The 13400-nt window shown below is 56.0% G+C and carries 12 protein-coding genes; 8 read left to right on the forward strand and 4 right to left on the reverse strand.

Annotated features, from left to right (window positions below; genetic code table 11):
- Nucleotides 1-5: 5 nt before the first annotated feature.
- From AAF465_01435 to AAF465_01450, 4 genes are all read left to right on the forward strand, one after another.
- On the forward strand, nucleotides 6-1469 hold the full coding sequence (locus AAF465_01435; protein ID MEM7081384.1) for an energy transducer TonB: 1464 nt from the start codon (nucleotides 6-8) through the stop codon (nucleotides 1467-1469).
- A 167-nt stretch (nucleotides 1470-1636) separates the two neighbouring features.
- Nucleotides 1637-3748 (forward strand): polyphosphate kinase 1, encoded by a 2112-nt coding sequence (ppk1, locus tag AAF465_01440; GenBank protein ID MEM7081385.1) that lies wholly within the window; start codon nucleotides 1637-1639, stop codon nucleotides 3746-3748.
- Between the two features lie 86 nt (nucleotides 3749-3834).
- A complete protein-coding gene (locus AAF465_01445) occupies nucleotides 3835-4194 on the forward strand; it encodes a VOC family protein (GenBank protein ID MEM7081386.1) in 360 nt (119 codons plus the stop codon).
- 149 nt (nucleotides 4195-4343) lie between these two features.
- The gene (locus AAF465_01450; protein MEM7081387.1) at nucleotides 4344-4556 is read left to right on the forward strand and encodes a cold-shock protein; all 213 of its coding nucleotides are present in this window, start codon (nucleotides 4344-4346) and stop codon (nucleotides 4554-4556) included.
- A gap of 85 nt (nucleotides 4557-4641) precedes the next feature.
- Here AAF465_01450 and AAF465_01455 read toward each other — a convergent pair whose 3' ends face one another.
- Complete coding sequence (locus AAF465_01455; protein MEM7081388.1) at nucleotides 4642-5631, reverse strand: tetratricopeptide repeat protein; 990 nt, start codon at nucleotides 5629-5631, stop codon at nucleotides 4642-4644.
- A complete protein-coding gene (locus AAF465_01460) occupies nucleotides 5624-6241 on the reverse strand; it encodes a hypothetical protein (protein ID MEM7081389.1) in 618 nt (205 codons plus the stop codon). Before AAF465_01460 ends, AAF465_01455 begins: the two co-directional genes overlap by 8 nt.
- Before the next feature lie 263 nt (nucleotides 6242-6504).
- Here AAF465_01460 and AAF465_01465 point away from each other — a divergent pair, with 263 nt between their 5' ends.
- On the forward strand, nucleotides 6505-7635 hold the full coding sequence (locus AAF465_01465) for a sensor histidine kinase (protein ID MEM7081390.1): 1131 nt from the start codon (nucleotides 6505-6507) through the stop codon (nucleotides 7633-7635).
- Nucleotides 7632-8285 carry a response regulator transcription factor gene (locus AAF465_01470; GenBank protein ID MEM7081391.1) on the forward strand — a complete coding sequence of 218 codons (654 nt, stop codon included), beginning with the start codon at nucleotides 7632-7634 and terminating at the stop codon, nucleotides 8283-8285. The genes AAF465_01465 and AAF465_01470 overlap by 4 nt, the downstream gene beginning before the upstream one ends.
- Before the next feature lie 31 nt (nucleotides 8286-8316).
- Here AAF465_01470 and AAF465_01475 read toward each other — a convergent pair whose 3' ends face one another.
- Entirely contained in the window at nucleotides 8317-8907 is a 591-nt protein-coding gene (locus tag AAF465_01475) for a DUF1801 domain-containing protein (GenBank protein ID MEM7081392.1), read from the reverse strand.
- A gap of 153 nt (nucleotides 8908-9060) precedes the next feature.
- Between AAF465_01475 and AAF465_01480 the strand changes: the two genes are divergently transcribed.
- Nucleotides 9061-10440, forward strand: coding sequence for an aminotransferase class V-fold PLP-dependent enzyme (locus AAF465_01480; protein MEM7081393.1), 1380 nt, complete (start codon nucleotides 9061-9063; stop codon nucleotides 10438-10440).
- A gap of 89 nt (nucleotides 10441-10529) precedes the next feature.
- Here the strand turns inward: AAF465_01480 and AAF465_01485 are convergent, their stop codons facing one another.
- Complete coding sequence (locus tag AAF465_01485; protein ID MEM7081394.1) at nucleotides 10530-12533, reverse strand: hypothetical protein; 2004 nt, start codon at nucleotides 12531-12533, stop codon at nucleotides 10530-10532.
- 336 nt (nucleotides 12534-12869) lie between these two features.
- Between AAF465_01485 and AAF465_01490 the strand changes: the two genes are divergently transcribed.
- The gene (locus tag AAF465_01490) at nucleotides 12870-13316 is read left to right on the forward strand and encodes a hypothetical protein (protein ID MEM7081395.1); all 447 of its coding nucleotides are present in this window, start codon (nucleotides 12870-12872) and stop codon (nucleotides 13314-13316) included.
- The last annotated feature ends 84 nt before the right edge of the window (nucleotides 13317-13400 follow it).

The raw sequence follows: 13400 nt of genomic DNA on the forward strand, positions 1-13400 counted from the left end.
AAACAATGCCAAACAGCAAAGATTCATCGGTTCAGGTAGCGGTCATTGTGGCAGGACTCCTCGCTGTGGTGGGGGGCGCTTGGTTGTTCCTCAACAGCGGTACCGACGAAGCCATCGAAACCACGCAGGTCGCTACTCGCGTTGCACCGCAGCCGGTGCAGCAACAAGAACCTGAGACCATACCGGTTGATACGGCGTTGCAAATGGCAGAAATGGCGTTTCAGTCCGGCCAGCTTGCCGGCGAAGAAGAGGGTTCGGCGCTGGATTTTTATCGTCAGGTACTCGACCAAGATCCCGCAAACACGCGTGCGAAGGCAGGTTTGCAGTTAATTGCCACTCAGCTTGTGGATGAAGCCAACGACCTGATGGCAAAAGGCAACTACGAGCAGGTGGTGCAGCGACTGAAATCACTGAATAAAATCGAAGCGGGCTCCGATGCGGTGTTGGCACTTCAACAGTCACTGGTCGACAAGGCGGCGAGTATGTTCGAATCCATGGACGCGGCGATTGGCAGCGGTGAGTTAGAAACGGCTGAAGAATTGGCCCGCAGTCTGCGCGTCATTCCCGATGCCGATTCTGGACGCATCAATGCCGCGATGGTGACCATTGCACAAACCCGTAAGGAACGCGAAATTGCTGCGGCAGAAGCCAAAGAACGTGAGGCGGAGTTAGCGCGAAGCGCGGCTGAGGCCGCTGAATTGCCGACGACCGAAGCCGTTGCCTTCAACAGCAGTAAGCGCATGACGGATGATCTGGATCAAAGTACAACCGGCCTGTCTATCGAGTCGATCGATCCTGCTATCGACGGCGCGACCACGTCATTTGAGCCCCAATTGATTGATCCGGCTGAACAGGTCCGCGCTCAGATAGAAGAACTGCTCGCGTCCGCCGCGAGCAAAGTGGAAGACAAGCGATTTGTCGCGCCGTCGGGTGATAACGCGGTGGAGTTGTTTAATCAGGTGCTTGCACTTGAGTCGACGAATGCGGATGCCAAGCGCGGACTGCGCAGTATTGTTCAGCAACTCACGTCACAGGCGTATGAATCGGCTGAAGAAGGGGACATCGAGGCGGCTCGTGAAGCACTCGATCAGGCAGAAGGAGTGGGCATTGCCGAAGCTCTGGTGACGCAGGCTCGCTCCGACGTGCGCACCGCATGGCTTGCAGCGGAATCGCAGAAAGTGATTTCGCTCAAAGGCTTCGAAGTCGAGAAAAGCGTGCCGCCCAAGTATCCGAAGCGCGCCATGACCCGCTCGATCGAGGGCTGGGTAAAAATTGAATTCACGGTAGCGGAAGACGGTAAGACACGCGATCTAAAAGTGGTGGAGTCGTCGCAGCGACTCGCCAAGCAGTTTTCCTCCTCCGCGCTAAAAGCCGTGGAGCAGTGGCGTTTTAAGCCACGCGTGCTTGATGGTGAAGTCATCGCTCAGCGTTCCGAGACGCTGGTGCAATTCAAACTGGCCGAAGAATAGTAGGCGATTTCAAGAACCGTATAAACTGACGCGCAGCAATATGTAGATTGCTGCGCGTTTTTGTTTGTTTTGGCGATAAGCACGTCAGCGCACAAGAGCGTTTGCAAGTTTAGCCAGAATAAGGCATTTTTAACGGCCGCCAGCAATTCATGCTGAAGACAATCGCCATGAGCAAAACCACCGCCGATCAAAACAAAGTTGTGCCGCTGTCGAACGCGCCACGGCGTGTTTCCGATTCGGCGAATTTTCTCAATCGCGAACTCAGTATTCTTCAGTTCAATCAACGCGTGCTGGCTCAGTCGCTCGACAACTCGATTCCGCTATTAGAGCGGGTGCGCTATTTATCGATTTGCAGCAATAACCTCGATGAGTTTTTTGAGGTCCGTGTGGCTGGTTTGCGCCACGTGGTGGAGCGACGCGAAAGCGCGACCGGGCCGGATGGCTGCAGTCCGTCGGAGCTTCTAAAGCAGGTGTACGATCAAGCCCGCCAACTCGTTCATGAACAATATCGCCTGTTGAATGACGTGCTGATGCCGGCGCTGAGTGATGAAAAGGTGTTCTTGCCAACGCGCGATCAATGGAGCGAATCCGAATTGGAGTGGGTGCGAACGTATTTTCGTAGGCAAGTTGCGCCTGTTATTACGCCGATCAGTTTGGATCTAACTCACCCCTTTCCACGACTGGTCAACAAGAGTCTTCATTTTCTTCTACGCATCGACGGCATTGATGCGTTCGGTCGTGATCTGAACTACGCGGTGTTACACATGCCGCGATCCCTGTCGCGATTAGTGGAAATGCCCTCTGATGACGATTCGCCTTCGCATCGCGTGCTGTTGCTGTCGGACATTGTGCAGGAATGCGCCGAGGATCTGTTCCCCGGCATGCAAATCAAAGGCTGTTATCAGTTTCGCCTAACCCGCGATTCTGACCTCATGCTCGATGAGTTCGAAGCGGAAGACCTTGCTATGGTACTGCAAAAGGAGCTGTCGTCACGTGACTTCGGTGCTTCGGTGCGATTAGAAGTGAGCGCTGGTTGTCCCAAGAAAGTGATCAATTTCTTGTTGCAAAAATGCGGCCTGACCGAATCAGAGCTGTTTGAAGTAGACGGCCCGGTCAATCTTAATCGCCTCGAGCAGTTACTCGATATCGTCAATCGCGCAGACCTGGCTTACGAAGGATTTACGCCGGGTGTACCGAGTGATCTTGAGCGTGGCAACTCGCTGATCGCGCGGATCGCTGAGCGAGACTATTTGCTACATCATCCCTACGAAAGCTTCTGGCCCGTCGTTGAGTTAGTGCGTGAGGCCGCCGCCGATCCTCAAGTGCTTGCCATTCAGCAAACGCTTTACCGAAGTGGCGCCGACTCGCCAATTGTCGAAGCGCTCATCGATGCGGCGCGCGCCGGCAAGGAAGTAACCGCCGTAATTGAATTGCGGGCGCGATTTGACGAGGCGGAAAACCTCATGCTCGCCCAACGCTTGCAAGATGCTGGAGTACTGGTTGTGTATGGCGTCGTCGGCTACAAAACTCATGCGAAAATGATGCTTGTGGTCCGGCGTGAAAAGAAAAAACTCAAGCGCTATGTGCACCTCGGCACCGGTAACTACCATATGGCGAATGCAAGGGTGTACACGGACTATAGCTTGCTCACCTCCAGTAAACCGATTGGTGAAGATGTGCAGCGCGTGTTTCAGCAGTTAACAGGAATGGGTACGGTCACCAAGCTCCACCAAATGTGGACGGCGCCGTTTACCCTCAGGGATCGGTTACTGCGTGCCATACGTCGTGAGGCTAAGCACGCAAAAGAAGGCGGGGGAGGGCATATTGTCGCGAAAATGAACTCGTTGACCGATCCATCGATTATTGAAGCGCTCTATGGCGCGTCTCAAGCTGGCGTAAAAATCGATCTACTTGTTCGAGGCGTCTGCTGTTTGCGGCCGGGCGTCAAAGGATTGTCAGAAAACATTACCGTGCGCTCCATCGTTGGCCGTTTCTTAGAACATTCGCGTGTTTATTATTTCGCTGATAGTGGCGAGGACCGCCTGTATTGTTCTTCTGCCGACCTTATGGAGCGCAATCTTGATCGACGAGTCGAAGCCTGCTTTCCAATTCTTCAGGATGACCTCAAAGCGCGGCTCAAGAGCGAACTGCTCGTCGACTACCTCAGCGACACCGGACTGAGCTGGACGCTGCTGCCGAGCGGCCAATACGAGCGTCACACCGCTCGCGGTGCGCCGCGCAAAGTACAGGAACGTTTGCTCAAGGCACTGGGCCGCTAGCCGGAAAGATAAATCGGTTCGGTTTTCCGACGCGGGGCGGTTCCTTAATCACTGACTGACCGGCGACCCTCGCCAAGGAGTGCACAGTGGGCTACACACCCAACCATCATTGCATCGATTACATTGAAATTGCGGCGACCGACCTGGCCGCCGTCAAAACGTTTTTTTCGGGTCTGTTTGGCTGGACGTTTACTGATTATGGACCCGATTACACGGCGTTCGAAGATGGTCGGCTTGCGGGCGGTTTTCACCGCGTAGCGCCCGACGAACTGCCCCCAAAGGGCCCGGTGCTCGTCGTATTTTTTTCTGAGGATCTGCGCGCAACGCAAGCGAGCGCTGAGAAACTCGGCGCCACGATTAGCGTGCCGGTATTTGAGTTTCCAGGCGGGCGCCGCTTCCATTTTCTTGGCCCTGACAAGATCGAATACGCCGTGTGGTCACGCTAACCGACTCGCGGAATCTGAGGTTTTGGCTAAGTACCATTCCAGTGAGTTTTATCGTATAACAAGGGTGCGGTGACCGTTTTTAACGTTGTGTTCGCACCTCGCCAAGAACGATCGCCATGGACATTTAACAACAGGAAAGAAACAGTAGTATGACGGATCAAGTGGTATCAGGCGTCGTGAAATGGTTTAACGACGCGAAGGGATTTGGGTTCATCGGTCAGGACAACGGACAAGATGTGTTTGTGCACTACAGTGCGATAAACGCTGAAGGCCGTAAGACACTGCTCGAAGGCCAGCAGGTAACGATGGAAGTGACCAACGGCCAAAAAGGTCTTCAGGCGGCGAACGTCACGCCTCAGTAGACGCATCCGATGCCCGCAGAGCGCGGCAAGGGTAGTCAATCATCGATTTTACGCGTCGCGATGGAACGTGAATGGTTTCTTGCGCCTATTTTCCAGACAGCGCACGTTTCAAATCGCGATCATCGGTTGTCGCGGCGGCCTCAAAGTCAGCGATGGCCGCGTCCTCTCGGCCGTCGAGTTTTTCAAACAACAATCCGCGACGGTAGTGCGCCCATTCTCGTGCGGGCAAGTCACCAAATTGCGGCCCGTCAAGGTAGTCGCTGAGCGAGGCGACCGCAGCGGCCACTTTACTTTCCTCCGTCGTTTTGGAAAGCACCACATTTCGGCCAAGCTGATAACGCGCCATCTGCGCGCTGTACGTGTGGCGAGCATCCGTGCGAGCGGCGTTTAACGCCGCAGCAAAATAGTCATGTGCCCCGGACCAATTGTTATCGGCCTGCTCTACAAACGCGAGGGCCAGGGGCGCACGCGGATCATTTGGGTGATTCTCATACAGTGTCTGTAGCGTCTCGAGCTGTCGGACATCGTCGCTCAGTTTTCGATAGATGTTCGCAAAGGCCAGTTTGCCCTCCACTTCGTCGATCGACTCGAGTTGTTTAGCGAACCGTTTCGCGTCGTCGACACTGCCACCAAACAGCGCCGGTGCGCTGAGTTTGAACAAGATAATCCCTTGAAGCGCGTGTTGATGTTCCGGATCGGATTCAAGCGCCTGTTCAAAATGTGCCAATGAGCGCTTGGCAAACTTGCCAGCCCGGAACATGCTTGCGCGCGAGGCCTGTTGCCCATAGAGCTGTCCGGCAGCGGCAAGGGCATCGGCGTTCTGGGGGTGTTGCTCGAGAACTTGCGTAATCCGTTGTTGGGCCGCATCCAGTTGGTTTTGCGATAGCTCGATGCGTGCATAGAGTGTTTGCAGTTCGGGGGAACCATCAAAGTCGTCGGCAGCGAGCACTTCTACTTTGGCGCGCTCGTAATCGCCTTGTTCAAAAGCGAGTTGACCGGGCAGCGTATCCGCTTTGGATGAAAAGAGGGTAATCAGCACATAAATGCAGATAAACAGTTGAATGCCTTTACGCATGGGACGTACTCCGACGGGGTTTGCGCACATAGCGACGTGAAATTCGATTGATAATGATCGTGCCGACAACGGCCGGGGCGACCCACGGCACAAGCTGCCAGTGACCGCTAAGCGCGTCACTTAAAAACCGATTGGCGCCAAATACAAAAAAGGCGGTGTGTGAAGCGATGCCAGCACCGATCATGGAGGCAAGATGGGATTGAATGCGGTCGCCACGGGTTACCTTCGGGCGCCACGCGTAGCGCAGATTCGTGTAGGCCGTCGCGCTGCACAAGCCCGTAAAGACGTAGAACAAGATACTCGACTGTCGATAGGCGACAATCGCGAGCACGATGGCGAGGGTGATCAAGGCGCCATTCAACAACGTGTGGTCCAGGGCACGGGTTTTTTGACGGTCGAGACCCTCGCCAAGCGTGAGCAACCCATGACGGATATTCGCGATCACGAGCACACTGATGGCGAGCAGAAATAACGCCACACTTCGGCGCTGTTCGGCGGCGGCGAACGCATCGGCGGTCGATAGGTTCGCCTCCGAGTGCTTAATGCCATTGGGTCGATCATTATCATCACGCTGAGTATGAGTGCAGAAACCGCCACAAGGTTCATACACCGGGCGTACCAATGGCCCGTGCGGATATGCACGGCACCGCCTTTTTTTACGGCCACCGGAATCCAGAACAACACAAGCGACGCGGCGCCGGTGACGATGTGCGCGATGAGTATTACGGTAAATAGCTGAGCCATATCGGTTTCTCCAAATCGTATCGTCACTTTAGCGTGGTGCCCGCAGGCCACGACAGTGCGGAAAGTCATGATCTCAGACCATGACTTTTGGCCTATAGCGTCGGTGCGCGGAAGATGGATAATGATGGTATGAAACGTTCCTTGGACAGCCAATTGCACACGCTTGCTGCGTTTGTCACCTGGGCGACGGTGTTTGGACTGGGATTGCTGCTGATGCGTGATGCCGGAGCGCCTTACGCCGAGCGTATGACGGAATTTGTGGGGCTACAGATCGGTTTCATTCTGTTGCTGCTCGCCTCAGTGCGCGATCGAGGTTTATATGGAGTGCGCCCACAGGGCATTGTGCTTCTGTTTTTGTCGTTAGCCATCGTGATGTGGTTGGGCGCGCGCTTCCCCATTTCGTTTTTGCCGATTTACAGCATTATGTGGGTGTCATTGCTACCGTCGTTTTTTGGCACGCGTATGGCAGTGGCGCTGCTCCTAGGCGTAAACGTTGGCTGGTATCTCATTGAGCGATTTGCTTGGGGCGAATCGGACGCCGCGCTGGGCGTATTGCTATTTGCCACTTTTCATATGTTCGCGCTGTTTTCATCGCTTTCTGCGCGCCGTGCCGAAGACGCTACGCAGCATGCGCAGGAACTCAACCGAGGCTTGCTTGCAACGCAACAACTGCTGGCCGATGCGGCCAAGGAAAATGAGCGCACCCGGATTGCGCGTGACCTTCACGATCAACTCGGTCACCACATGACGGCGCTCACCATCAACCTGCAGGTAGCAGGACGATTGGCGGAGGGCGAGGTGAAGGACAAGGTTGATCAGTGTCACGACCTGTCCAAACAGCTTCTGGATGACGTGCGCCGTGCGGTATCGACGCTACGCGAGCACCGCATGCTGGATGTTGCCGGCTCACTTCAGCGCATTGTTGAGCGAGTGCCTGGACTGACTGTGCACCTGGACGTGCAGTCGGATTTGGCCGTCGACGACGTAGCGGTAGCCGAGGCCATCGTGCGCTGTGTTCAGGAAGCGGTTACCAATACGTTGCGGCATGCGCGCGCCAGCGAAAGTTGGATTCGCCTTTGGCAGGAAGATGGCCAGATTCGACTGGATGTTCGCGACAACGGCCGAGCTCGCCGCGGATTTACCCCTGGAAACGGCTTAGTGGGGATGCGCGAACGCATTGAAAAGCTCAACGGTCGACTGACGCTCGCCGCCGAACCGTCGTTTACGATTCAGGTGTCGCTTCCGAAGGTCGCCGTATGACCATATCGGTGGTGCTGGTGGATGATCAGAAACTGGTGCGCGACGGTATCCGCAGCCTGCTGGAACTATCCCATGACGTAAAGGTTATCGCCGAGGCGGCCACCGGCTTGGACGCGCTTGAACAGGTCAAATCCCATGCGCCAGATGTGGTCCTCATGGATATTCAAATGCCACAGATGAATGGGATCGAGGCGATCGACGCGATGACCGCGGCAGGCTTAACTGTGCCGGTGATTATTCTCACGACGTTTGATGATCATGAGCTTGTGCTGCAGGGACTGCGCGCCGGTGCCCGGGGGTACCTACTCAAAGACGTCTCCCTCGAAGATCTGATCGACGCCATCCAGCTCGTGCATCAAGGCGGAACGATGGTGCGGCCGGCGATCACCGATACGTTACTTCGAGCGGTGGATGGAGCTGACAGTGCCGGCCAAAGCTTCGACACGCTGCCAGAACCCGAGGCCCTCACCGCACGCGAGCTTGAGGTGCTGCGTCTGGTGGCAGGTGGTTATAGCAATCGCGAAATTTCAGACAGTCTTAAGCGCTCGGAGGGTACTGTGAAAAATCACGTGTCCAACGTGCTGTCAAAATTGGGTGTACGCGATCGAACGCGCGCCGTGCTGCGGGCGATCGAACTTGGCTTGCTCTAGTTCCCCACGGCGATGGACCGCCGCGCAGTGATCAGCGGTACTTGTCGTGAAGGCCCACGCCTTTGAGAATCAGCGGCAGTGCTTTGTCGATACGCCGCAGTTTGGTCGAAACGTGTTTGGCTTGCGCAATGTGCTCCGCGTATTCGCGGCGTTTGCCTGGCGTGAGTTTGGCAAACGCGGAGCGGGCTCTCGGGTTGCTGTCGAGCGCGCTGTTGAGTTCGGGCGGTAGGGTCTGACGACTGGCTCGTGCGGGCTTAATTTCTTGCTGCGAGTGGATATTGGCGATGGACTCCTTAACATAGCGTCTAATAATGCGCGGCTTGATGTCCCGGGCATGAGTCATGCGCCATTGGCGCAACGCCTTGGTTTTGCCTTCTTGTGCATTGATCAGCTTGTGGTGTTTATCGGCGAGCAGCGCGCCTTGGTGAAACCAAAGCCCGAAGTAGCTTTTAAAGCCTGACATGCCAACCACATTCTTGCCGTTGTAGGTGTAGCACGGCATGCCCCATTTGATGGTCTCTGTGAGCGGCGTGTCCAGCAGTATTGTGCGCAGCAATTTCAATTCGGTTTGCCATTGTTGGGTAGTGCGAAGGTACTGATTAACCGTCTTGGTTTTGCCCATTGCCCTCTCCGTTTGTTGGCGGCTCGCTCGCTATCATCATAGACAACCCGAACCCGCTTGTTCAAATTCGTGGTGGTTGACCGAATTAATCCTGACGATCGACGGGCCGAGTCGTTATCATACGGGCTCTGTCCATTTGTGCGGGAAATCGCCATGAACCTCACCGACGCCAATCTCGACATTCTTAGAACGGCTATGCAGACGCTGACAGCCGGATTCGATGGACTGCCGCCGTCCACCGCCCACCTTCACACAGATCAAAGCGCCGACATTCTTAGCCGTGCAGCGCGACGTCTGCACAATAATTATCCCTACCATCATCCGTTGTACGTGGGTCAGATGCTCAAACCCCCTCACCCGATCGCGCAGCTGGCTTACGCGTTGGCGATGAATCTCAATCCCAACAATCACGCACTCGACGGCGGACGCGAAAGCTCTCAGATGGAAAAAGAAGCCGTTGCCGCGATTGCCCAAATGTTTGGCTGGACCGATTTTATGGGTCATTTATGTGGTGGCGGTACGATGGCGAACTTCGAGGCGCTATGGGTTTCGCGAGAGCTGAACCAGTCTTCGGGCAAGATGGCCGTGTTGGCCTCGAGTCAGAGTCACTATACGCACTCACGTCTATCGCAAGTGCTGCAAATGCCTTATCGCTCTGTTGAGGTGGACAAGATAGGCAATATGGATATGGCGGCGCTTGAACGCGAATTGGAAAAAGGTGACGTGGGTCTGGTGGTCGCGACACTCGGCTCGACGCTAGCCGGTACGGTGGATCCACTGCCGGACATTCTCGCGCTGCGCGAGCGCTATGGCTTTCGCCTTCACGTAGACACGGCTTATGGCGGCTATTTTATGCTTACGGCCAATCTCGATCCGGCTGTGCGCATGGCCTATGACGCGATCCGCGACGCCGATTCGGTCGTGGTCGATCCGCACAAACATGGCCTTCAACCCTACGGATGCGGCTGTGTATTGTTCAAAGATCCGTCGGTAGGGCGTATTTATCAGCACGACTCACCGTACACCTACTTTTCTTCTGAAGAGTTGCATCTGGGTGAGATTACGCTCGAGTGTTCGCGCGCCGGCGCGAGTGCGGTGGCGCTTTGGTGTACACACGAGGCTTTTCCGCTAACCCCCGAAGGCGAGTTTGCCGCCTCACTGACGCAGTGCCGGCAAGCCGCCATGACGTTTTATCAGTGGCTGCATGACAGCGCTCGTTTCACGCCGCTGTTTGGTCCACAGCTCGATATTGTGTGTTGGGCGGTCGATGCACCCAGCGCCAGCGAGGCCTCGAAGCGGGCTAACCAGGTCTTCGATCAGGCCGCCAAGCACGACCTACATCTGGCCGTGGCATCGGTGCCCAAAAGCATGTGCTCAGCATTACAGTGTATTGATGACTGGGATCAAGACTCAGTCAGTGTTTTGCGCGCGTGTGTGATGAAGCCCGAACACCTTGACTATCTCGATGTGATCACTCGGCGTTTGGACAAGGCGACGGTGGAGGTGCTGGAGAACGATTTGCCGGGTACGTGATCCGTCGATCAAATCGCGTTAGCGATCGAGCACTCCTATTGGTCAGGGGCTGTTTTACGGGGCGGCACGTCGCAAAAAGTCTGCGCGTGCTAGCGCTTGCGCGCGAGATGATAGCGCGCGCTTTTACGCAGAAGTGTTCGCACTAACCCGCGTATAACGAACGCCACGACGATGAGCACGGCCAGTTCAACAAAATGCGTAAGCAGGACATTATCAATCGACGCAATGGCGGAGGTCGTGTGCAGCCAGCGCAAAGTGACCACACTCGCCAGTGCAAACAGCCACGCGCGATTGAACCCATCATCCCAACGCCACTGGGTTTCGTCAGCGCTTTGTCGTATCCACTCCTCAACCGGCGGCCGCGCTGGCCACCATGCGTCAACAAACAGTGCAACGGCGATGACGATTGTGGCAGCGATCGAAATGGGGTCGATGAGTATTGGTTGAGGTAGGCCGGCAAAAGCCAGTAACCGGTCAAACAGAATGCAGCAACCGGTAAACAGAAGCGCCAGATAACCGCCATGCGTGTAGTTACTGCGCGAATAGACAACTTCAGAATCGGCTTTTTCCCATTGGCGCCAGCCTAGGGCGAGTAAACCGTAGCCCAACAGGCCCACAGCAAGCAGCGACAGCGCGGCAAGCGCCGAGCCGGACAAGTTGAGCCAAAACGCGGAGGCGCGCTCCGCCCAGCCATAGGGAACAGCGTCAATGCCGCGCTGTAACACGGCGCGAGTGTGGGCGGCGAGCGCATTGGGCGTCACTTGCGATAAATAGATTGACACCGCCGTTGCGATGACCACAAACCATCGCAGAATCGACTTCACGCTTGCCCGAAATCTCCGCCGCAGCGACGCGCGGACGTTAGCTTGATCCATTTCGTCCAACACGTCGTTGTTTTGCAGCCCTGGATAGCGTGCCTCGCGCAGCAGTGTATTGGTCACGCGTGTGACAAACTCATCCCGGTTGAGCCAATACGACGTGTGGTCAAAGACAGTGCTGCGGCGATTGGTCACCTCAAACGACGCCAAATAGTCGATCTTGCGATCAAACATCGCGCCGCCCGGCACCGGGTCGTGCGACGCGTAGGTGTCTGTCCAGCGAAATGACTGTTGCGGGTTGTCCGTGAACATCTGACTGGGGTCGAGATAGCTTTCGAGCCGGCTGTCTTCTGAATGCGCACGCAATGCAATTACTAGTAATGCAAACCCGAGCGCGCAAACGAGCAGAGACGCTAGATTTGTCGTGGTCCACAAAAGCGTGGCGCCGGTTGCGATGAAGCCCGTGGCGAGGGTGGCGAGCCAAGGGTACCACCAGCTGGCATGTGCGCCACCACGAACATGCGTAAGCTTGACCAACCCGGAGCCGTACGTATAAAGATGCAGACGTTTGCGCAGAGCGGGCTCGTCCCACTGATAAAGGCCGAGGCGCGATACCGCGGCCCCCTGCGAATGGGCCAGCACCACAATCGGTCCCGATACTCGTTCGGCCAGCCAAAGCAGTCGCTCGCGGAACACGCCGAGAATCGCCGCCTCCTGCACGGGGTTATCGGTAAAGACCAGCGCATCGCCGGCAATGCGAATCAGTATGTTGCGAAGTCCGCGCGCCACCGGCCCAATAATCGGCAGAAAGGACAGCAGGTTCACAACCATCAATGACAAACAGATAAAGGGCAAAGCCGCGGCCATGGCAAGATAGGCGAGTGTGGCCGGAATGGCGCTCACGATTTTTTGACCCAAGGTGGGGCGCTTCAACGCGCGCCGGATGAAGCGCCCAAAATGCCGCACGGCCACTGAGGGAAGGGCCATCAGCGACCAGTTGGTGAGCTGCGCGTACTTCGGCTCGAGAAACGATTCTGCCCAATGGCACTCCGCGAACGCCCAGTGTTTACCCAGTACAGCGATGTCCAATGAGGGTGGCTCGTCCGTTGTGCCCTTGGGTTTTGAGGTGAGCAGCGAGACATCGACGCCGTAGTTGGCTAAGCAACGGATAATCGCATTGCCGGCCGCCTCCAACGATTCGCCGGCTTTTTGAATGCCGATACCGTGCACGACCAGAATGCCGATATCGTCGACGCTGTTCTCGGAATTTTCCATGCAGCTTCCTTCTACACCACCGTGAACGTGATGGTGCACCAGAGTGTTCGATGGACATCGCCCGGCGCGGCGATCGCGCTCCGCGTCTTGGTCGATCCTATCGGGGAGCGAGCTCTAATCTTGCATGCCGCAGCGCAAAAAGCCAGCGCGAGTTGCGGGGGTTGGCCGAAAAATAGGTGTCATCAGAGCGGCTCTGAGCTTTTTTGATGTTCCATCGAACCGGCCCACCGTCTGGGGCGCATGGATACGGTGGAAATACCACACTGGCGCGACCATCCGCGGCGCTAACACATCTATTGGAGGTTGCGTACACGGCGAACCTAACGGGAGAACAGGATGTTTAAGCACTTAACGATGGTATTGGGCGTCATGGCACTGAGTGCCTGCACCATCACGACCGATCTCACCACTCAGGACGATGGCTTCGATAGCTGGATAATGGTGTTGGAGAACGACGCCGACGGCAATACGCTCGAAGGATCCAAAGACGTCTTGATCCGTGCCGTTCGTAACGGCAAACCCGTGCGCGTGTACACGGCGGGTCGACGCATCGAACACGCGGCCGATGCTCAGTTTCTATCGATATTTGACGGCGAAGTCTTTGCACAGCTGACACCGATTGAGTCTCAGCGACCGACTCTCGAGCCTCTGCAAATGGTGTTTCGGGAACCCGGTCAAAAATGGCGTGCTATTCGCGGTACGAACGGATTTGTTACGGCCTTTATGGACGGTGGTGAGCCGAATATCCGTCAGGCCGGCACGGTCTGGTTTGTGCAGTATTAATCCCTCACAGGCGATTTTTCGTGGCTCATCCGCTTTGCGGATTGGCCGTTAAATCACTCCGTCGCCGCTTGAGATAGCGCGATC

The organism is Pseudomonadota bacterium (assembly GCA_039028935.1).
Lineage (GTDB): Bacteria > Pseudomonadota > Gammaproteobacteria > Steroidobacterales > SZUA-146 > SZUA-146.

Coding starts and splice junctions, on each gene's coding strand:
- AAF465_01435 (MEM7081384.1), top strand. CDS start 6: ATGCCAAACAGCAAAGATTCATCGGTTCAGGTAGCGGTCATTGTGGCA.
- ppk1 (MEM7081385.1), top strand. CDS start 1,637: ATGAGCAAAACCACCGCCGATCAAAACAAAGTTGTGCCGCTGTCGAAC.
- AAF465_01450 (MEM7081387.1), top strand. CDS start 4,344: ATGACGGATCAAGTGGTATCAGGCGTCGTGAAATGGTTTAACGACGCG.
- AAF465_01455 (MEM7081388.1), bottom strand. CDS start 5,631: ATGCGTAAAGGCATTCAACTGTTTATCTGCATTTATGTGCTGATTACC.
- AAF465_01465 (MEM7081390.1), top strand. CDS start 6,505: ATGAAACGTTCCTTGGACAGCCAATTGCACACGCTTGCTGCGTTTGTC.
- AAF465_01470 (MEM7081391.1), top strand. CDS start 7,632: ATGACCATATCGGTGGTGCTGGTGGATGATCAGAAACTGGTGCGCGAC.
- AAF465_01475 (MEM7081392.1), bottom strand. CDS start 8,907: ATGGGCAAAACCAAGACGGTTAATCAGTACCTTCGCACTACCCAACAA.
- AAF465_01480 (MEM7081393.1), top strand. CDS start 9,061: ATGAACCTCACCGACGCCAATCTCGACATTCTTAGAACGGCTATGCAG.
- AAF465_01485 (MEM7081394.1), bottom strand. CDS start 12,533: ATGGAAAATTCCGAGAACAGCGTCGACGATATCGGCATTCTGGTCGTG.
- AAF465_01490 (MEM7081395.1), top strand. CDS start 12,870: ATGTTTAAGCACTTAACGATGGTATTGGGCGTCATGGCACTGAGTGCC.